9 protein-coding genes are annotated in these 21,960 nt (G+C 68.5%); 8 read left to right on the top strand and 1 reads right to left on the bottom strand.

All coding sequences use genetic code 11. The features are described from left to right. Nucleotides 1–8,475: a ricin-type beta-trefoil lectin domain protein gene (locus JHN45_RS11450; protein ID WP_201048938.1), complete on the bottom strand. Its 8,475-nt coding sequence runs from the start codon at nucleotides 8,473–8,475 to the stop codon at nucleotides 1–3. 379 nt (nucleotides 8,476–8,854) lie between these two features. On the opposite strand from JHN45_RS11450, the gene JHN45_RS11455 reads away from it, so the two are divergent. The 8 genes from JHN45_RS11455 (at nucleotide 8,855) to JHN45_RS11490 (ending at nucleotide 21,948) form a co-directional block, all read left to right on the top strand. Further along, the gene (locus JHN45_RS11455) at nucleotides 8,855–12,823 is read left to right on the top strand and encodes a LamG domain-containing protein (RefSeq protein ID WP_201048939.1); all 3,969 of its coding nucleotides are present in this window, start codon (nucleotides 8,855–8,857) and stop codon (nucleotides 12,821–12,823) included. A gap of 182 nt (nucleotides 12,824–13,005) precedes the next feature. Next, nucleotides 13,006–14,682, top strand: a complete 1,677-nt coding sequence (locus JHN45_RS11460; RefSeq protein ID WP_201048940.1) for a hypothetical protein — start codon at nucleotides 13,006–13,008, stop codon at nucleotides 14,680–14,682. Between the two features lie 1,673 nt (nucleotides 14,683–16,355). After that, nucleotides 16,356–17,336 (top strand): LLM class flavin-dependent oxidoreductase, encoded by a 981-nt coding sequence (locus JHN45_RS11465; protein WP_200712695.1) that lies wholly within the window; start codon nucleotides 16,356–16,358, stop codon nucleotides 17,334–17,336. Continuing rightward, nucleotides 17,329–18,423 carry a daptide biosynthesis RiPP recognition protein gene (gene mpaB / locus JHN45_RS11470; RefSeq protein WP_201048941.1) on the top strand — a complete coding sequence of 365 codons (1,095 nt, stop codon included), beginning with the start codon at nucleotides 17,329–17,331 and terminating at the stop codon, nucleotides 18,421–18,423. Before JHN45_RS11465 ends, mpaB begins: the two co-directional genes overlap by 8 nt. Next, entirely contained in the window at nucleotides 18,420–19,232 is an 813-nt protein-coding gene (gene mpaM, locus JHN45_RS11475; protein WP_201048942.1) for a daptide-type RiPP biosynthesis methyltransferase, read from the top strand. The genes mpaB and mpaM overlap by 4 nt, the downstream gene beginning before the upstream one ends. After that, complete coding sequence (gene mpaD / locus JHN45_RS11480; RefSeq protein ID WP_200712698.1) at nucleotides 19,232–20,491, top strand: daptide-type RiPP biosynthesis aminotransferase; 1,260 nt, start codon at nucleotides 19,232–19,234, stop codon at nucleotides 20,489–20,491. The genes mpaM and mpaD overlap by 1 nt, the downstream gene beginning before the upstream one ends. After that, nucleotides 20,492–21,766 carry a daptide-type RiPP biosynthesis dehydogenase gene (mpaC, locus tag JHN45_RS11485; RefSeq protein WP_307783079.1) on the top strand — a complete coding sequence of 425 codons (1,275 nt, stop codon included), beginning with the start codon at nucleotides 20,492–20,494 and terminating at the stop codon, nucleotides 21,764–21,766. It abuts the gene before it with no gap. After that, nucleotides 21,763–21,948, top strand: a complete 186-nt coding sequence (locus JHN45_RS11490) for a daptide-type RiPP (RefSeq protein ID WP_200712699.1) — start codon at nucleotides 21,763–21,765, stop codon at nucleotides 21,946–21,948. Before mpaC ends, JHN45_RS11490 begins: the two co-directional genes overlap by 4 nt. The last annotated feature ends 12 nt before the right edge of the window (nucleotides 21,949–21,960 follow it).

The following is a 21,960-nucleotide window of genomic DNA, read 5'->3' on the forward strand; positions in this document are numbered from 1 at the left end:
TCATCGCCTCACGAGGGGTGACCAAGTATTCCCGAAGTCGAAGCTGATGTCGTCGGCCAACACTTCCCCGAGGACAAGGTGCTCGTCTTCGTATTCTCTTTCGTAATCCGTGCCATGAATCTGAATGGTTCTCGACGGTCCTATCGCAGGCTCGACATTCTCCACCCGAATGCGCAGCATCACGCCCTCACCGACGAAATTGTCCCCCAGATTATTGGCAAAGAATTGAGCGACCTCTGGATCATCCGACCAGGAGGTAAATACGGAGTCCGTCAAATTTCCACCCGTGTGATTGAGGATGTTCGTCTCAGTACCACGGGGCACCGCACGGCCTTGCGAAGCAGGATCATACTCGTGATGCCCCTTGGCTAGCCCGCGATACAAATAGCCATCGTTGAGATCGCACTTGAGGCTCGTGTTATGAACGAGGACCGGGACCCCGCCCGCCACGACATAGTACGTGTGGAGTTGCTCGACGGTGAGGTTCCACCGGTTTGCCGAACCGGGTGTGGGCTGGGTGGAGACGACGTAGGCGTGGCCGTTGGTGGCGGTGTTGAGGGCGTCACCCTCGTGGAGTTTGCCGGCGGGGACCCAAGTGCGGGTGGTGTCGTCCCAGAACGGGTGGTTGGCGGTCGTGTGGAGGGTGGCTGTGTGGCCGTCCTCGGTTCGGATGGTGAGGTCGAGCAGGTCGTGGTCGTGGTTGATCCACACGTGTTGGACAGTGTGGGCGCCTTGGTGCTTGCCGGTCTTGGGGTTGGCGGCTTCGACCTTGTCACCGGTCTTGATCTTGCCGATCGGTTTGGTCTTGCCGTCGCTCAGCAGGACGGGTGTGTCGGGTGAGAAGCTGCACCTGCTGGCAGGCTTGGTCCCCGCTTCCCCGGTTTCGGGCTTGCTGGGCCGAGCCGCCTCTGCGTCCGCTTCCTTCGCCCGCTCCTGGGCGTTTGCCCTCTTGAGGTCGGCCATGTCGGCGATGTCCGAGCTTGCTTCGTCGATCGCCTTGGCGCCGGCTCCGGCCTTGGCTGCGGCGTCGCCCGTGCCCGTGCGTGGTGTGTCCTCGGCGGCGTCCTCGCCGGCCGGATCACCGTCCCCGCCCGGCCCGCAGTCGCCTGTGAAGGCGCCGCAGGCAGCGACGACAGCGGTCGCGCCGGCTTCGGCGCAGCCGGGGGCGAGGATGCCGCCCGACTCAACGGTGCAGGCGCCGACGCCGATGACTACGACGGTCACCACGATGCCGGTTGCGACGTAAGGCGCGGCCTTGTCCACATAGTGTCCGAGGCAACCGACGAAGCCCTGGCAACCGCCGCCGCCTCCGCCGTTGCCGCCGCCTCCGCCGCCTCCTCCTCCGCCGTTGGAGTTGTCGGTGCTGCCATGACCGGATGTCTTCGTTCCGCCGCCGCACATGTCGGAGTTGGGGAACTGATTGCAGTAGTTGTCGATTTCCTTCTGGTTACCACCGGACCCAGAGCCGTCGAGGGCCAGGCCGGTCGGGTCGCTTCCCGAAGCCGGGTTGTCTCCCGCGTACGTGTAGCCGCCCATCTGGTTCGGGTCACCCGCCTCGAAGAGGGGGTCGGGGGTGAGGAATCGGCCCTGGGCGGGGTCGTAGTTGCGGGCGCCGAGAAGGTCGAGGCCGGTGGTGGCGTCGGTGGGTTGGCCGAGGTAGCCGTGGTTCTCGTCGGCGGCGACCCATGAAGTGGGTTTGGTACCGCGGGAGTTGCCGTAGGGGTCGTAGTAGCGGCGGGTGACTGCCAGGGTGCCGGCGTCGATGGCCGTGGTGGCGGTGCCCTGGGCGTTGGCGACCTGGTAGGTGACGGTGCCGCTGCTGGAGCGGGTGATCGTGGTGCCGTCCGGGCCGGTGATGTTGCGCAGGCCGGTCCAGGTCTTGGCGGAGACGTTCAGGGTGATCTGTTCGGCGCCGCCGAAGAGGTACAGGATGCGGGTCTTGTCGGTGCCGTCGACGGCGCTGGTCTGTTCCAGCAGGTTGCCGCCGGCGTCGTAGAGGTACTTGCTGGTGTTGGTGTGTGTGCCCGAGCCGGTGGCGACGGTGGCGGTGCGGCCCTCGGCGTCGTAGGTGAGGGTCTGGGTCTGGCCGGACGGGAGGGCTCCGGTGCCGGCGGTGGTCCAGGTCTGGCCGGCGCTGCCGCAGGTGGCGAGGGTGAGCTGGGTGCGGATGGTGGCACTGGCGCCGGGGTCGGTCACGCACATCGCGCTGTTGGCGTTGCTGACCAGGGTGCCGGTGCTGGTGGCCTTCCACTTCTGGGTGGCGTCGCTGTTGCAGGTGTCGAGCACCAGGAGGGTGCCGGCGGTGGTGGCGTTGCCGGTGGTGTCCAGGCACATGGTGCCGAGGACCTTGATGGTGCCGTCGGTGCCGATCGTCCAGTTCTGGGCGGCGGAGGCGTTGCAGGTGTAGGTGCGGACCACGGCGCCGGGGGTGGTGGAGGCGCCTGCGTCGTCGATGCAGAGTTTGCCGCCGCCGGAGAGGGTGAAGCCGGTGTTGACTGGGCCGGTGGTGGACACCTTGCGGGTCATGGTGTCGCCGGCGTTCTTGTTGCTGTACGCCGGGTCGGTGTAGGTCGGTGTCCAAGTGGCGGTGCCGGTGGTCGGGTTGCTGCTGGTCGTGGTGCCCGACTGGTCGGGCAGGGTCGCGGCGGTGGTGCCGTCGGTGCCGGTGTAGGCGGTGGTCTGCGTGGTGTTGTTGGCCGCGGTGCCGGTGGTGTCGTGGTTGACCATGCCGGTGCGGTCGCCGAGCAGGTCGTAGGTGTACGTCTGCCAGTACGGTGCCGGGCCGCCGACCGTGCCGGCCGTGACGGGGGCCGTGGTGGTGGTCTGCACGGAGCCCGTGTTGCAGCCGCCGACGCTCCCGACCGGGGCGCTGGAGGAGTTGGTGATGCCTGCGGTGTCCGTCCAGGCTGCGGTCAGGCGCTGGAAGGAGTCGTAGGTGTAGCACTGGGTGTCGTGGGTGGTGTTGTTCTGCAGGTCGTCGATCGCGGTGATCTCGCCGGCCTGGTTGTAGCGGTAGTTGGCCACGTCCAGGGCGGTGGTGGACGTCTGCAGCATGCTGGACGTCTGGGTGACCCGGCCGGTGGTGGCGTCGTACTGGGCGAAGGTGGCCAGTTCCTTGCCGGTGGTCCCGTAGTTGGTCTGCAGGATCCGGCCGAAGGGGTCGTGGACGGCGGTGTCCAGGTAGTCGGGGGTGTTGGCCGCGGTGATGAATCCGCCGATGCCGTCGAGGTTGCCCTGCTGGGTGTAGCCGTAGTCGATGTCCTCGGCGGGCAGGTTGCCGTCTGCCTGGTAGCGGAAGGTGGACAGCAGTCCGACGGTCGGGGTGTAGAACGCGGACGCGGTGTAGGTGACCGTGCCGCTGGTGGGTGCGGTGGACTGTCCGGCTGCGGCGAAGCCGTCGGCGGCCGGGACGGTCAGGGTGGTGCCGGTCGGCTGGTAGGCCGTGTTGTAGCCGGTGACCGCCTGGGTGTACGCCGACCCGGTCGTCCCGCCGACGTAGCGGGTGGACGAGGTCGGGTAGCCCTTGGCCAGGGTGTCGTACGTCCAGGAGGAGAGCTCTTTGGAGGTGTCGGGTGTGGCCGACCACGCGCTGTTGTACTCGGCCGTGGGGCGGTTGTCCCAGTCGTAGGCGTAGGAGAGGACCTGGCCGCGTGAGTCGGTGGTCTGCTGCAGGTTGCCGACGACGTCGTACTTGTCGTAGCTGGTGGTGCCGGTGTTCGGGTCGGTCTGGGAGGTCTTCTGGCCCAGCAGGTTGTAGTGGTAGGACCAGGTGTTGCCGGCGCTGTCCTTGATGGTGTCGACCTGGCCGGCCGGGGTGTAGGTGTACGCGGTGGTGGCGTCGGCTTCGCCGGCCAGGTTCCAAGTGTTGGTCTTCCAGATCGCGGCCCCGGTGCCGTCGTACAGCACCATGTTGGCGTCGTTCTGGATCTGCATCACGGTGCCGGTGGTGGTTCCGGTCGACCAAAGGGCTGTGGTGGCGCCCGCGTCGTAGACGACGAAGTTGCCGTCGCTCCGCAAGGTGGCGAAGGCCCCCGGGTTGCCCGAGGTGCTGGTGGACCACAGGGTCTTGCCGGTCGCGAGGGAGGACAGCACCAGGTTGCCGTCGGCCTGCATGGCGAGCCGCACGCTGTCCGAGGTCAGTGACGTGCCCGACGGGATGACCTGGCCCTGCGTGAGTTTGACCGTGCTGCCGGTGTTCTTGACCACGCTCTTGGTGGTCTGCCCCAGCGCGTTCGTGTAGCTCGCGGTGGAGCGGCCGCCGGTCGGGGCGGTGGTGTCGGTCTCGTCGGCGCCGGGGTAGCTGGTGGTGGTGTGCCACTGCTGGATCGCCTGGTGCCACAGCGTGCTGGTGGCCGGGCGACCCTGGCCGTCGTAGGCGGTCGTCGTCTCCGACGGGATCTGGTTCTCGTTCGCCGCGTACAGGGTGGTGGACGGACTGTTGTCCGGCTCGGAGTACGGCGCGAACGAAGCGGTCTGCCAGCCGTGCGAGTCGTAGAAGGTGTCCGAGATGATCCGGCCGGAGTTGGTGTCGCCGTCGGCCGTGGCCTGCGTCTGGCGCGGCTGCAGCATCCCGTCGTAGATGGTGATCGACGAGGCGTACGTGCCATCCTCGCGCAGCGACTTCGTCGTCACGGCGGAGGGGGCGCCGGGTGCGGTGACGGTGCCGCCGGGGGCGCCGACCGCGCCGGGGTTGATGGAGTAGGCGAAGGTCTCGTCGGCGCTCTGGCCCGAGGACTTGTCGCGGCCCGGGAGCCAGACCGCGGTACGCCGCCCGAGAGCGTCGTAGGTGATGTCCGTCTTGCGGTTGTTGGCGTCGACGTTCTCGGTGGGCAGGCCGCGCAGCGCGTCGAGGGTGGAAGTGACCTTCCAGTTCTGGGAGTTGGTGGTTGTGATGGTGGTCGGGTCGGTGTTTCCGCCCAGGAGGGACCATGCGGGGGTGAACGCGGTGTGGGTGTTCTGACCCGTGGCGTCGAGGGTGTCGGTGATGCGGCCGGCGCCGTCGTACGTCATGGCCGAGCTGGTCTGCCAGTTCTCGGTGGTGCCGGTGTAGCCGGTGGCGGTGCGTACGGCGCTGGCCTGGCCGACGGCGGTGCTGGAGGTCTGGTCGAGCTGTCCGAAGGTGCCCAGGCTGGTGAGGGTGCCGTCGCCGTCGTAGTAGATCTTCTTGTCCGCCAGCAATGTGCCGGCGGAGGCCGCGGTGCCGCACGGTCCGCTGACGGAGGTGACCTGGTCCGGGTAGGACAGGGTCATGGTGTTGCTGGACGACGGCGTCGCGTAGGTGGTGGTGGCGCACTTCTCCTGTGCGGCCACGCTGACGTCGCCGTGTGCGTCGACGGTGGAGACCCGGCCCTGGCTGTCGTAGGCGGTGTCGGTCCGGGTGTGGCGCCATGTCCCGTTCGCGAGCAGCGCGTAGCCGTGCGACTGGCTGGACTTGATGCGGTAGGCGGTCAGGTCGGGCAGCGTGGACAGACTCGGCTTCGTGTCGCCGGGGTTGTCGTCCTGGGTCCAGTCCGTCCACGGGGTCTGGCTGGTGTGCGCGGTGGTGGTGTAGGTGAAGGGGCCGTTGACGGTTACGGCGTCGATGGTCCCGCCGGCCGCCGTGTAGGTGTCGCTCTGGAGGGCCGTGCCGGCGAGTTGGTCGGCGTCGGTGACGCTCTGGACCGTGGAGCCGCCGACCTTGGCGTCGACGCTGACCGAGCGGCGGGTGCCGTCGGACTTGTAGTCGCCGTCCATGCCCTGCAGGTAAGTAGTGGTCTGCTGGGTGACCGGCTCAGGGGCCTGCCCGGTCTGCACCGTGACGGTGTGGAAGCCGCGGAACTGGTCCCATGTGCGGTACTGGTCGTCCGTCTGTGCGGAGTCGTCCCGGTGCCAGGCGGGCCCGGAGTAGCTGTAGGTGGAGACCTGCGTCTCCGAACCCGCCGGGATGTTCTGGGAGTTCGGTTTGTACTGGGCCGCGATCGTCAGGTCGGACGCGGTGACCGTGTGCACGGTGGTCTTGTTGAACCAGTCCGCGATCGGCTTCGAAGCCCCCGGGACCGTCCAGTAGACCGGATAGCAGGAGTTGGTGTTCGCGTCCGCGGCCGAGATCGACAGAGTCTTGTTCGCGCACGGGTTGGCGTTGTAGTCGACGGCGATGGACTCGCCGGTCTCGGTCTGGATCGAGGAGATCCTCGGCCGGTACAGCGGTGGCGCGGAGGGGGAGGTGTCGTTGACCCGGTTGTCGATCTCCGTACCGGTGAAGGAGACCTGGTTCAGCTTGATGTCGCTGTTGCCGTTGTTGTACGTGTCCTTGCCGGTGTGCTGGATCGACTGCAGCCACATCACGGCCTGGAGGGAGCCCGCGTCCTTGGGGTCGACGGTGGTGCCGGTGACCGGGTCGACCGTGCCGCCGGAATCCGAGTACACCTGCCCGAGTTGATAGCTGTCGACGTCGACCAGAGCGTCCGTCGACGAGTCCTTGACATGGATTTTCGTGGTGATGCTGTCCAGGCGGGTGGTGGACCAGAACGTCGGTCCCCCGGTGATACAGACGTTGGTCGGTACTGAGGTCGACCCGGACGGCAAGGTGGTGGTGTCGGTGGAGTCGCAGTGCAGGTCCCACGGCACATCGGGCCAGTGCGGGGCCGTGTTGTCGTTGAGGTTTCCGGCGGAGCAGTCGGTGAAGGTGTCCGTGGTCTGGCAACGCTGCTTGGACGTGAAGGTGACCTGACCAGCGGGGGTGCGCCCCGTCTGCTCGTCGGCGAGCTTGTAGCCGTAGGAGACGCTGTCGAGCTTTCCGCCGCGGACGTAGGAGGTCAGGGTGCCCGAGTCACCGGTCGCGGCCTGGCCGCCGCCGAGGTCGTAGTAGTTGCTCTCGGTCGTGTAGTCGTAGCGCTGTACGAACCCGCTCGGCGCGACGACGAAGTCCAGGTTCCAGCGCCAGCCCTCGTGCTTGTCGCACTGCGACGCCTTGCCTTTGGTGGAGTCGTAGCACGGGTCACTCGACTCGGGGTGCAGTACGGGTATACCCCAGGCGGAGTCGGTCGAGGAGTCGCCAGGTGTGCCGGACTGCATCGCGCCTGACGGGCCGGGGCCGGTCGGTGAGTGGTCGGCCCCGAAGTACGCGGCGGTGCCGTCCGTGGTCAGGACGCGGAAGTAGACACCGTCCTGCAGGCCGTTGGCGGCGCCGGACAGTTCCTGGACCAGCGTTCCGTCGTCGCCCGTCAGCCGCCACTGCTTGATCTCGCCCGGGACAGTGGAGTCGGTGCCGTCGGGCACCAGTCGTCCGGAGTGGGAGCCGAAGGAGATCGTGGCGTTGTCACCGGCCCAGCACTCGTCCCCCGACCCTTTGAGGATCTTGTTCCCGCTGCTGTTCAGGAGTCCGCCGCAGGAACGATACGTCCGCTCGACGAAGCCTGGCTGGTAGCTCCAGCCGTCGCCGATCGAGGACGCCTGGGAGTTACGGGCGGAGGTCTCCCCGTCCTCGGACTGCGAGTCGTAGGAGAAGGCCACCGACGGGGCGTTGCCGCCGATCGTGGACGGGACGTCGATCGGGTAGGAGTAGGTGAAGGCGCCGGTCCCGGAGGCCTGCCAACTGCCCGACGGATTCAGGGAGGTCGCGGCGTAGCTGCCCTGCGAGCCGGAGCTGCCAGAGGTGACCTCCACCGCCGTGGTGGCCGCGGACATCGTCGTCGCCTCGGTCGTGCTACTCGCGGCACGCGATGCCGATGCGGTGGACGTGCCGAGCGTGAGCGTGGCGGTCAACTGGTCCGCGGTCGCCCGGTTGGTGAAGGTGATGGGGGTCCGCGTCTCGCACTGCTTCAGCTGAGGCGTGGTCAGCGCACAGGCCGGAACTTGATACAGCCGCAGCCGTGAACTGAAGCCGCCGCCGTACGCCTTGGCCAGCGACGCATAGTCGATGACCACCCGCACCCGGCCACTGCCGGACTTCGCGCCGGCGCGGGTGAAGGCGAGCAGCATTCCGTCGGCGCCGGCTTTCAGCGCCTGGGTGTGTGATGCGACCTTCACCTGTACCGAAGCCGGGCCAACTGCCGTGCCGGAGCCGGAATTCTGGCCGGATGTCGGGACGGGAGCCACCCATACCGGCAGGCCGCCTGCCTTGACGGGCTTCGTCACCGGGACGACGCGCGTGCTCGACGGAGGAGTGGATGCCGACTTGGTGGCCGCGGCTGAAGCATCGGCGGGGCTGGATGACGAACTCGGCGACGCAGCGGTGGTGGACGCGCTGTTGTCGGACTGGGTGGTGTGCGTCAGGGACACCGTCTTCGTGCCGGCCGTAGGCCACGTCGGCTTGACGGCCTGATACTTGCTGACGGCCTTGTAGCCCTTGGGGTGAGCGGTAGTTGGCTGGTGCAAGGCATGGCTGCCGACCGCCGGAGTCCTGGGCAGGGTCTTCGGGTTCCACACCGTGCCCTTGAAGCGGTAGGGCCCTACGACGGCGCCCTGGGCCACCGCGATGGGCACCAGTAGCGCCATCAGTGCGACCGTCGCCGTGGCAAGAGTCAGAGCTCTGCCCCAGATCCGGTGCTGGACGCTCGCAAACCAACGCCGCTTGCCGCTCACTCAATTCCCCCATGACCAGCGGCCTTGACAGACCGTCCCACCCCGATCACACGGGAAGCGTGATCGACGGGAGGCTATTGATGGGAAGGGGGCAACTCAATACCCTGTGCCGACCATGTGGCGATCACGTATGCCAACTGAGTGCCTGGTGTGCCTTTTCCATGAAGGGGCGAACATCATCACCTAGCGACAAACCAGACACCACGTGCATTGCCTGTCACATCCTCAACACCCGTAAACGTGACGAAGATCACTAATGCAAAGTGTTGGCAAACAGAGGGGGAGCTGTTTCGTGTTGTCCGGATACGCCCGAAAGCCGCGTAAGCGAAGAGAACTGATACGCCGTCTGGCGCTGATACCCGCGCTGACAGGCCTGTTGCTCACCGTTCCCGCCACCTCGGCAAGCGCCGACGATCCGGCGCCGGCCGATCCGCTGCTGGCCGCCCAGACCGACGCCGTCGCCAGCGGCCAGGACGTGCCCGTCGAGTCGCTGACGACGGAAACCTCCACCGTCACCGCCAACCCTGACGGCATGTTCACCTCCACCACCAACGTCATGCCGGTACGAGTCCGAAAGGACGGCGTCTGGACGCCCGTCGACGCCACCCTCGCCACAAATCCCGACGGCACGCTGTCACCCAAGGCCACACCGAACGACGTCGCCCTCTCCAGCGGCGGCAACGGCCCCTTGGTCACCCTCACCAACCAGGACGGGCACAGCATGGCTCTGACCATGCCCTTCACCCTGCCCGCGCCCACCGTCAGCGACGACACGGCCGTGTACAAGTCGGTGCTGCCCGGCGTGGATCTGTCCGTGTCGGTCACCGACCAGGGCGGCTTCAGCGATGTGCTGGTCGTCCATGACGCAACGGCCGCCGCCGACCCGCACATCAAGCAGCTCACCGAGGCCGCCTCCACCCAGGGCCTGACCCTTTCCGCCACGGATTCGGGCGGCATGGACGCCACCGCCGGCGACGGCTCCGTCGCCTACGTCAGCCCCCGCCCGCTGATGTGGGACTCCAGCACCCCGCCGAACGCGCTGACGAAGACCGCATCCGCGGCAGCCTCCACCGCGACCGGTGACGCCCCGGCGACGTCTTCCGTCGACGGTCCCGGAGAAGGGGCCAACGTGGACGCGGTGTCGATGCGCACCACCTCCAGCGGTCTCACGCTGGCACCGGACACGGCTGTGCTCAACGACCCGGACACGACCTATCCGGTGTACATCGACCCGTTCAGCAACCCCGTGAGCAAGACCTCCGGCCACTACGACGAGGTCTACTCCAGCTCCACCTGCTCGGACAGCCCGCAGTACGACAAGCCGCAGCCCGTCGGTGAGGGCGTGGGCTATCAGCGCTGGGGCGGCATCTGCGGCACGGGTCTGGAACGCTCGTACTACGCCATCCCCACCAGCGGACTCGATCCCTCCATGCAGGTCTACGACGCGCTCATCACGGTGAGTTCCACGTACGGGGCCAGCTGGGACTGTTCGCAGAACCAGCCGATCACCCTGCACACCACCGGATCCATCGACTCCGGCACTGACTGGAACAACAAGCCCGACCCCGTCGATGGCAGCTACGACCCCGTCAAGACCACGATCCCCAGCGCGTCCAACTCCGGCAGCAGTTGCAGCGACCACACCGCGTCCTTCCAAGTGAAGGACCAGGCCCAGCGGATAGCGAAATACCACAGCTCCAGCGGCGACTACTGGACTGTCGGCCTCTTCGGCAACGAGAGCATCTCGTCCAGTAACGACGACTATCTGCGGATGTCCAGTGCCCTCGCGATGACCGTGAGATTCGACATCCCCCCGGACATCCCGGCCGGCCTCCACACCACGCCGGCTGCGACCGGAGCCGGCGGCTCCTGCGTCACGAGCGGAGACGGCTGGATCGGTGCCGTCACCTACTCCGACGCCGGAAGCAACGTCCAACTGCACTCCACCGTCAACGCGAACGTCTCCGGTGAACTCGTGAAGGCCCACTACCATGTCTGGGACCGTACGGTCCTTGACTCCAGTGGCAACGCCTACAGCGATTCCACTCCCGACAGCGGTTACGTTGCCTCGGGCTCGGACGCCGACATGCCGGTCGGGTTCACGCTCAAGGACGGCCACGAATACGGCTGGGACGTCTACGCCCAGGACAACAACTCCACCCTGAGCCTGACCTCCGACATCAGCGACCACTGCTGGTTCAAGACCGACTTCACCCCACCGGAGACTCCTGAAGTCGCCGACAACTCCGATGTTCCGTCCGTCGGAACGGGTTCCACCGCCAGCGGTGTCTATACCGGCAGCCAGACCGCCTTCACCGTCACCGCGGCGGACGGCGCCCCCTCCGACAGCAGTTGCACGCCCGGCGCATGCCTCTCCAGCGGTGTCGATCACTTCCTGTGGCGTCTCGACAGCCAGCCCACCGCAACCACCGGCACATCGGCGCCGCTCACCAGCACCGACAGCCAGGGCACCGCGACCGGCAGAATCCCTGTCACCCTGCCCACCTGGGGCGTGCACACCCTGTACATCGCAGCTGTCGACGCCGCGGGCAACATCTCCCAGGCTCCGGCCAGTTACACCTTCACCGTGCCGTGGAACCCCGCCACCAGAATCACACCCGGTGACATCAGCGGTGACGGCGTACCCGACCTGCTCGCCACCACCAAGAGCGGCGACCTCGAACTGATCCCCGGCGACACCGATCCCGCCCAGAGCGCCACACCCGCCCAGACGGGGCAGGTGTCCGGCACGACTCCCGCGATCAACGGCCCGGTACTCGTCTCCACCCCGGCCGACTCGCCCGACGGAACCAGCTGGAACAACTACCTCGTCGCCCACCGCGGCAATCTGCACGGCGCGGACGTCGACGACCTCTTCGCCTACAACCGCAAGACATCCCAGTTGTACGTCGTCCCGAACGACCTCGATCCCGCGGACGACAGCGCCGCCCAGCTCGTCCCCTGGTCCAGCTTCCCCGGCTACATCGGCAAGCGAGCCGGCGACCCCGTGACCAAGGACCCCTGCCAGCCGACCGTTCCCGACAGCCGCTGCGCGGGCGCGGGATACAACCCGGCCACGCCCTGGAACATCACCCAACTCATCGCACCTGGCGACGTCTACGGAAACCAGCAGGGCCACCCCGCCGTCATCACGGTGGAGAACGGCAAGCTGTGGATCTACCAGAGCAACAACGGCAAGCACCTCACCGACCCGATCCTTCTCGGTGACGGCGACTGGTCAGGCCTCACGCTGATCGCGCCCGGCAAGTTCCAGGGCACGCCCACCCTGTGGGCACGGGACAACTCCACCGGAGCGCTCTACAGCTACCCGCTCACCGTCGACGCCAACGGGCTGCCCGCACTCCTGCACGCCTCCACACACGCCGACCTGCCGCTGACCCTGTCACCGAGCACCTACCCCGTCGTCGCCTCACCGGGCGACCTGAACAGCCCGACCGGTGGACCCGACGGCAACCCCGACCTGTACGCCGTGGACACCCACGGCGAGCTCACGGAATACCCGTACATCCGGAGCAAGGTCCTCGTCTCCCCGCCCCAGTACATCTTCGGCGACCCTGTCTCCCTGGGCACGGTCACCAACACCGCCACCCATGGATGGACTCTCGACGACGGCACCGGCACCACCGCGAAGGACAGCGTCGGCACCCTCGGCGCCACCCTGAGCGGCGCCTATTCCTGGACCACCGACACCACCCGCAGCAAGGTCCTCAACCTTTCGGGCACCACCGGGTACGCCGCCACGAGCGGGCCGGCCGTCGACACGTCCAAGAGCTTCACCGTCTCGGCGTGGGTCAACCCCGCCTCTCTCACGGCCAATTCGACCTTCCTCTCGCAGTCCGACAGCGCGGGCAACGCCAACGGACTACAGCTGTACTACTCCTCCGCCAAACAAGCCTGGGCCTTCAGCCGCCACAACGACGACACCACCAGTACGTCCTTCACGGCCGTCTACGGCGGCACCCCGACCATCGGCCAATGGACCCACCTGGTCGGCGTCTACGACGCCTCCACCAGCCAACTCACCCTCTACGTCAACGGCCGCCAGTCCGGCACCAAGACCTACAGCGGCACCTCCTGGAACGCCGCCGGTCCCGTCCAGATCGGCCGTCGCCTCTACCAGGGCACCTACGGCGAGTACGCCAACGGCAAGGTCAGTGACATCCACATCTACGACACGGCCCTGCCTACGGCTGACGCCGCAGCGAAGGGCGACAACCCTGTTGTCAGCCAACTCGGCTGATCCACAAAGGGCGTTCAGGCGCTCGCTCAAGCACATCCTGGGCGAGCGCCTGCGTTGATGGGCTGGCAAGTCGCCCAACCGCCCCTGCGGCGCTCCCAAGTGCCGCCCTGTCAGAGCACGTCACTAAGTTTTCGATCCTTAAGCTCACGCTCGAAGTCGTCCGATTCCCTGGGGGAACCATCTTGAGACGCAGCACCTTTCTGGCGGCAGCCACAGCGACCGCCCTGTCCGCCACCCTGTTCACGGGCCTCTCCCCGGCCCACGCGGACAATGCCGCCGGCGGACCTGTCCTGTCCGACGCGGACGGCTGGTACCAGCCGGGACTGATCTTCGTGACCGCGCACTCCGACCGTCCTCTGACCCACATCACGGCGCACTTCTATCCGCTGGACGCGCCGGCAGGCGGACCGGAAGCCGGATCCACCGAGGACTTCACCCAGTACTCAGGACAGGACGCCACGTCCGGCACGTGGCGGGCACCGGTCCACCTGGCCGACCTCGGCGACTACCGGGTGACCGTCGACCTTGAGGACGCGTCAGGCACGATCGTCACTGGTGCCCTCTCACCGCACACGCTGCAGTATCAGACCCTTGTCACGATCCCGGACCTGACCGCCACGCCTGCCGTGCCGGACTACCTCCACCAGCAGGTCGCCGTCAGCGGCACGGCCCTCGCCACGGACCCCCGCCACCCGGACACCCCGACTCCCGCCGTCGGCATACCCGTCGACATCGAGACCGGGCGCGGCCGGGTGAGCGCGACCAGCACGGCCGACGGCCGTTTCACCGCCGCCTTCGTCCCGGTCCAGACATCCATCGACCTGACGGCCGCACCTGAGGCCTCCGTCCACTACCCCGGCGCGATCGATCTCTTGAGCCCCAAGCAGCACCTGCACACTACCCAGGCACCCGTCCGCTTCACCGCGAGCACGCACACCCTGAACCTGAAGCAGGGCGCCACCGGCACCGTCATCGGCCGCGCCGAGATCCAGACCACCACCGGCTGGCAGCCACTGCCGCACACCGCGATCACTCTCTTCGGCCTCGGCCCGAACGGCCTTCCCAGCTTCGTAGCAGGCCAGACCACCACCGACAGCCAAGGCTCCTACACGCTGCACGTCTCTTCCGAAAGCGCCGCGCCGACCGCCCAACTCGTGGCCGGCACCTCCTCCATGCCCTTCCAGCAGGTAGCCACCGAACCTTTCAGCCTCCACATCGCCTACACCACCCACATCGACATGAGCGCAGCGCTCAACGACGACGCGTCCCTCAAGGTCTCCGGCTACGTCTCCTACGAAGACGCACGCGCGCACTGGCCCACCCATCCCACAGTCACCTTGCAGTACTCCAAGGACGGCAAGAGCGGCTGGAAGAACGCGACCACGATCCCCATCAAGATCCGCTACAACAAGCCCCAGTTCGACGAGGAGTTCGCCCGCACCCTCACCACGACGAACACCAACGCCTACTGGCGCGCCCGCTTCGACGGCAACCCCGACCTGGCGACCAACAACACCAAGCCCGTCCACCTCTACCGCTACGCCACCCGCATCACCGGCTTCCACGCCTCCCCCGACCCGGTCCGCAAGAACCAGCCGATCCGGTTCAGCGGAACGCTCCAGTACAAGGACGGCACAACCTGGAAGCCGCTCGGCGGTGGTGCCCCCACGCTCTACTTCAAGGCCCGCGGCTCCACCACATATCGCTACGTCACCGAACTGGGCACCGACAAGCCCGGCCACCTCATCGGCATGGTGACCGCCAAACAGGACGGCACGTGGGCCGTCGCCCTCAGCCGCCAGACCGGAAGCCGGTACCTGAAGAGCACCCAGGCCACCGATTACGTCGACGTCCGGTGAACTGTTGCTGATGCCGTTCACTCGGGACTTGCAGCTCTGCCACAACCGGTGTGGCGGGCAAGCGGAGGCGGCAATGCTCGTGGCCATAGCGCTCGCGGTGGCCGCCCGGTGGCCGGACACCTTTGGACGGTGCATCACGGGGTGGTACAGGTCAACCTGAGGCGCATCCTCTGATCAGGCAGAACGCCATTGGGCAGCATGACGAGACACCGCACAACATGAACGCTCGTGGTCTCGTAATGCGTAGGTCTCGGGTTCGAATCCCGAAGGCGGCTCTGTGGAAGCCTCAGGACTCACTCGCCGTGACCTGGGGCTTTTGCTTTTTTGGTGCCTTGATGCAGCGCTTCTGAGGGCGCTCCGAAGACACCAAGATCGCTCCCGGTGGGCAGGCGTGCAGTGAGCGTGCAGAGCGGTGGGCAGCACGCGTTCACGCCAGGGGGAGTTGGACGGCCCGGCCGGAGACGGTCGACGAGTGTCAGGGCGAGTGGTCGGGCACGGGTCGGCTTGGGGGCCCGTAAACCGGAGGAGCTGCGACGGCGGCTGATGAAGAATCAGTCGGGGGTACTAGCGACGGGCTGTTCGTGATCGCAGTGCGCTCACGCGAGGGAGGTCGACATGGGCGCTCGCGTTCAGCCCGACGAGGTCGTCGGCTCGATCGGCGGGGATGACAGGGACGCGTACGTGCGGTTGCTCGCCCTGCGGCAAGGGCAGCGCTGGGTCCTTCGCGACTGCTGGGTGCTGGTGGGTGCGGAGCCGCCCGGCTGGGTCGAGACCGAGTGGATGTATGAGCAGTGCGCCTTCGTTGCGAGCTGCGTGACCGCGGCCGATATGGCTTTGCTCTGCTCAGGCAGCGTCTGTGGCCCTGCGTCTGTGCCCCCATGATGGTTGGCTCTCTGACTGTATGGAGCCCGGGCGCGGCGAGTACGGCCACCGTGGAGCGTCGCCCGGGATACTCGCGCCTCGACCGACCGCAGCTGACGTTTCCAGTCGTCGAGTACACCCTTTCGTCGTTCGAGCAGACGGACCGTCAACTTCCCACGTGATGCTCGTGGGCGCCGGAGACGCCCCTTCGTTCCCGGAGCGGGACAGCGCCTGGCGGGCGTTCTTCGAGGGCCGACAAGGTCAGCTGCTTCGCCGCTCCGCTGGAACCGTTGAAAATCCTGCGCCACCGCACCGACATCAGGACCTGCAGTGCAGGTCACCCGGCGGACCGTCTACGCGCTCACCGGCCTGGCAACCCGTCAGGCAGCGCCCCGGCGTCGAGGAACTCACTGGGAGACAGCGGGCAGTCTTCCTGGACCAAGCGCCCTCTCGGACCGCGGTGGCGCTCAGTGTGGCGGCCGTACCCGCCGTGCTCGCCCTCCTGCCGCTCGGCCTGGAACGGGCTCCAGCAGGTGCTGTGCGGTTCTGGGCGCTACGGACGCACCGGCCGCTGTGAGAGCCGCTGAGAGGGCCGCTGAGAGGGCCGTAGTGAGGGCGGGTACCGGCGGCGTGCGGGGGGTGTCACGGTGTCGGGGGCCGGCAGGTCCCCGGGCAGGAATTACCCGGGTGCATTTTTCTGCAAGCTCCCCCTGCATCAAGTTGCAGCGCAAGTCGTTGCGCGCTCACTGATTCCTCTGGAAATATTCACGACGTCGGAAGTCGACGCCAGGAGTTGCGATCCGGAGGGATGAATGGACTACTCGGTATTGGTGCCATTTCTGCCGCGCCGGACGGAACAGGTTCTTCCTTTCGCGGCGCTGGTGGAATGGACGGGAGCCGCCCGGCTCTGGCAGGGGCAGAGCCTGCTGATGGAGCCTTTCCAGACGTTCTCCGCTCTCGCCGGTTCCGGATTCCGGGTGCCGACCGGCCTCGGAGTCACCCTGATGCCGCTGCGGCATCCGTTCGAGGCCGCGCACAAGGTCAAGACCTTGGCGATGGCGACCGGTGAAGAGGTCGTGGCCGGCTTCGGGCCGGGTGCGAAGACGTTCCAGCAGAGCCTGCTCGGCGCTCCTTACCGCAGCCAGCTCACGGCGGTCCGTGAGTACATGACGGTGGTCCGAGGGCTGCTCAGCGGTGACCCGGTCGACTTCGACGGCGAGTACTACACCTGCCACGCGGGGATGGGCCCGGCGATGTCGCCGCCCGTGCACCTCGGGCTCGGGGTGCTGCGACCCGGCATGGCCCGCCTCGCGGGCGAGGTCGCGGACGTGGCGATCACCTGGCTCACGCCGGCGGCCTACGTCGACGGCGTCGTCCGCCCCGCGCTGCGGGAGGGGGCGAGCGCGGCGGGCCGGGCCGTGCCGAGGATCACGGCGATGGTGCCGGTGGCGCTGGAACGCCCCGACCGGGACGTCTCCGATTTCGTGCTGGCGAGCAATGCGGCGCATATGCAGGCGCCGCACTATATCGACATGCTCGGAAAGGCGGGCATCGATTTCACCGAGAGCGATTCGAAATCGGCCGCGCGGCTCATGGCGGAATCCGGGGCGTTCGTCTTCGGGAATCTCGACCAGATCGTGAAGCAGCTCGACGAGTATCGAGATGCCGGGGTCGATGAAATCGTGCTGAACCTCACGGGCGTGTGCCGACTCTACGGAGCGAGCGCTGCAATGGACGACTTGAAGCAGATTCTGGCCGCCGTGGGCGCGGACAGGAGGGACTCCGGTGAATGAGGAACTGATCGCCCGTGTGGGCCACCACCTGCGTTCCTGGGTCACCGGGCGCCCGCTGACCGCTGAAGCACCGGGTACCGCCGCCACCGTCGTCCTGGAGGACGCGGCCGGTCTGGACGCTGTGCTCGGCTCCGACGCCGTGGGACCGGGGACGCTCGTTCTCGTCCCGGAGGCTCCGGCGGTGCAGCAGGGTCGCGACGACCGGTCCGGTGCCACCGTCGTCGGCTACGAGGGCTCGCTGAGCGGCTCGGAAGGCGACGCGTCGATCGACGACGTCCTCTTCCTCCAGATCCAGGACTACGGCGTCAGCCCGTACATGTCGCTGCTCGGCACGACGCTCGTGCGGATGTCCGGCGACACGGACTTCGACCTGTTCCTCGCGGACGCCGACGCCGCGCGGACGGAGGGCCGGTTCGCCGCGTTCGCGGTCAGCCCGGCCGTGCAGCTCGCGGACCTCTCCGCGCTCGGCGCCCGGGTCCCCGGTGACGGTCCGGGTACCAGGCTCTACGTGGGCCGGGACGGCGGCGTCTCGGTCTCGCCGCAGGGGTTGCGGCTGGGGACCGCCGGGGACTCGGCGGCCGTCCTGCGCGCGGAGTGGGAGCGGCTGAACGCGGCGAGCGAGGTGCCCGGCACGGTGCCGCTCGGCGCGGCCGTCCCGGAGGAGGTGCGCGGCCCGGCTGTACACCAACGCCCTTGGCTCGCACGCTACTTGACGACGCTGGACGTGCTGCGCGACCTTCAGACGCGGGGGATCACGGAGCCCAGGGTTTCAGGGTTCGGCCACCGGCTCGTCCCCGAACTCGCCGAGGCCGAAGGTGCCTTGTACACCGAGAGGCCTTTGAACGCCGACGACGCCGAGGCGCCGATCCTGTGCTGGACGCCGGAGCGGGCGTACGCCAGGGTCCCGGGCCTCGACCGGACCTTCCAACTCGGCCGCCGGGCGGCGGAGATCACGGAACTGCTGCTGGTCCTCGGCGCCGACGAGGCCGCGACGCGGCACGCGGACCGGGCCGAGGTCGAGCGGGTCCTCGCATTCTTCGCCGACAAGGGAGTTCCCCTGGCACGTGTGCTGGAGGCGACCGCATGACGACGACCCGAACCGCGGCGGTCCCGGGCCTCGCCGGCGAGATCCTCGCCGGGTACGGCGACCGAGTCCGCTTGCACGACCTGTACGACGAGGCAGGCGCCTCCGTCTACCACGACCTCGCCGCCGCCGACACCACCGAGATCAGGGAACTGACCCGGGCCGTCCGTGCCGTCCCCGGCCCGGTCCTCGAACTCGCCGCCGGTTCCGGCCGGTTGACACTCCCCCTGCTCGCGCTGGGCCGTGAGGTCACGGCCCTGGAGCTGAAGGAGAGCATGGTCGTCCTCCTCAAGGAGCGGCTCGCCGAGGCCCCGGCGGGGATCGGGGGGCGCTGCACCGTGGTCCAGGGAGACATGTCGGCGTTCGCGCTCGGCGGCGCCGGCTTCGCCGTCGTCGTCCTCGGTACGACGTCCGTCTCGCTGCTCGACGCCGACGGCAGGGCCGGGCTCTACGCGGCCGTCCGCGCCCACCTCCGGCCCGGCGGCAGGTTCCTGCTCTCCACGGTCGACGTGGACGGCGCCGACGGGGACGACCTCGACCTGGAGGCCGCGGGTGCCAGTGGCCGGCGTTACCGGATGATCGAGCACTGGCGGTCCGGCCAGGAGGTTCGCAAGGTCACCATCCTGCCCCCCGAGCGCGAGACACCGCGGGACGGACCGGTACCCGCGTTCACCACGGCCATCCGGGTCCTGCCCCCCGACGACCTCACCCGGGAGCTGGCGTCGGCGGGACTGCGCGTCGTCGCGCGGCACACCCTGCCCGCCGCCTCCCCCCGCCACACCGCTGTGCTGCTGGAAGCGGAGGCCGCCTGATGTCCACCGAACTCTGGCCCTCCCTGCTCGAACCCCGTCTGCATGGAGCGGACGACCTGTGCGCCGTCTCGGCGGACGGCGTCCGCATCCGCTTCCTGGACGGCCGTGAACTGCTCTGCGGCACCAGCGGCCTGTGGAACGCGAACCTCGGCTTCGGCAACGAGGCCATCGCGGAAGCCTGCGCCGCCGCCCTGCGTGATGCCTCCTACCTGTCGGTGTTCCGCTACGAGAACGTCTACGCGAGGCGTGCGGCGCGGGCGCTGGTCGAGGCGGCGGGCGCGGACCACTACGGCCGGGTCGTCTTCTCGACCTCCGGAGGTGCCGCCAACGACCTCGTGATGAAGCTGGCCCGGCACTACCACGCCCTGGGCGGGGACGGTGCGCGCAAGCTCGTCGTGGGTCTGCGGGACAGTTATCACGGGCTGACGTTCGGCGGGTTCGCGCTCACCGGCGAGAACCTCGGCCAGTCCGTCTACGGCGTCGACCAGCGGCTCGTCCGCCATGTGTCCCCCAACTCCGTCGAGGAGATCGACCGGTTGGCGGCCCAGCAGGGCAGCCGGATCGCGGCGGTCGTGGTGGAGCCGGTGCTCGGCAGCGGGGCGGTTCCCCTCACCCCGGAGTACGTTCGGGGGCTGCTCGAACTCCGGGACCGGCACGGCTTCCTCCTCGTCGCCGACGAGGTCGCCACGGGCTTCGGCCGCACCGGCGACTTCTTCGCCTCCCAGCGCTGGCCGGCCCCGCCGGATCTGCTGATCACGTCGAAGGGCCTGACCAACGGCACCCACGCCGCGGCAGCCGTCCTGCTGCCCAGGGCGCTCGCCGAACCCTTCGACGCGGTCGGCGACGTGTTCGTCCACGGCGAGACCCAGGCCGGAACGCCCGTCACCTGCGCGGCGATCCTCGCCACCGTGGAGGAGATGCGTCGGCTCGACGCGGTCGCCTCCGCGCGGCGCCTGTCGGCCGTGCTGGACGAACGGCTGGCGGACCTGGTCGCCACCGAACCGCTGGTCTCGGGCACCACGGGCGTCGGCTGCTTCCGGTCCATCCGGCTCAGCACGCCCGACGGAGAGCCGCTGCCGCAGCAGGAGGTCCCGGAGGTCGTCGCCGCGATCCGCGAGGCCGGCGCGATCGTCCACCCCAGCGTCAACGGCGTGCAGATCCTTCCCGCGCTGGTCTACACCGACGACGAGGTCACCGAACTCCTCGACTGCGTGCGGGCCGGGGCGGCCGCGCACGCCCGGCAGTCCGAGGCGGTCTGAGTGGACACGGTGTGGAACCTGAGCGGTCGACGCCCCACCCAGGTGGTGCACGGCATCGGCGGACTGGCCAAGTGGCTGCCCCACCAGAAGGGGCGGACGCTGACCCTGCTCGCGGACCCGGCCGTCGCCGAGTCGGAGACGGTGGACCGGATACTCGCCTGCGCGGCCTGGGCGGGACGGCCGGTGCAGCGGCTAGTACCGGACGGCCCCGGCACGCTGGAGAGCGTGACGGCGCTGGCCGAGCGGCTGCGCGACAGCGAACTCGTCGTGGCCGTCGGCGGCGGGACACTGCTCGACCAGACCAAGCTGGCCGTCCTGATGAGCTCGGCTCCCGTGGTCCGGGACCGGCTGGTGATGCGCGGCCGGAGCGGTCTTGTGCTGCTCCCGGCCGAGGCGGAGCCCGCGGTGCCCGTCGTCACCGTCCCGACGACCGTCGGCACCGGCAGCGAGCTGAGCGGCGGCGCCTGCCTCGCGGGACCGAGCGGCAAATGCCTGGTGCTCGGCAACGGGCTCCAGCCGGACGTGGCGGTGCTCGACCCGGTCGCCACCCGGACCCTGCCCGTGGAACTCCTCGCCGAGGGGGTCTTCGAGGTGTTCTTCCGGGTCGCCGGGATGTACGTGGGGGACCCGCGGGACCTCCCCTCGGAGGACGCCTTCACCCTGACGCTGATCGAGCGGCTGACCGTGCTCGGCGCCGCGCTGGCGTCCGTCCGGCGGGCCGGCGAAACCCCCGGCGACGCGCTGCGCCTGGAGATCGCCAAGCTCAGCGGCGTGAGCCACGGCCCGTGGTTCAACCAGGGCCGCGACCCGTGCGCCTGCAAGGGCTGGTACCTCGCCAACGAGCTGTCCACCGGCCTCGGCCTGCGCAAGATGACGGCCGCCGCCGCCGTGCTGCCACCCCTGTGGCGGCGCATCGCGGAGGGCGACGTCCGCTGGGGGTCCGCGCCCCGGCTGCGCCGGCTCTGGCAGGCCGTCACCTCGGTCCACCTGCCGGCCCTCCCGGCCGACCCGGTCGAGGGGATCGAGTCCCTGCTGGACACCTGGCTGATCGAACGCGGCATCGATGCGAGCGCGGAGCGGACGGAGCTGATCGCCCGGTCCACGCTGCGCGCGTGGGGTGACGGACTGCCCACCTTGGGCGCGCTCACGCTCGCCGACATCCGGCGGGTGATGGACCAGGCCGTCCGTCAGCCGCCCACCACAGACTTCCGCCGGCCATCGCCGGCGGACGGCCCGAAACACCACGGGAGGGGGGAAACAACATGCAGACCGTGAACAGCACCACGTCCGCGCCCCTGGAGCTGGCTCTTCAGGAGCTGGACCAGCAGCTGGACATGCGGGAACTGGAGGCGCTCGACGCCCCCGACTTCAGCTGGAGCGCCGCTCTCAGCGCCATCGGCGGCCTGAGCGCGGGAGGCGTCATCTCGTACGTCTCCATCGTCACGCTCGCCACCTGATCCCCGGATCGG

The sequence above is a fragment of the Streptomyces sp. MBT53 genome, from assembly GCF_016654115.1.
In the GTDB taxonomy this organism is placed as follows: Bacteria; Actinomycetota; Actinomycetes; order Streptomycetales; family Streptomycetaceae; genus Streptomyces.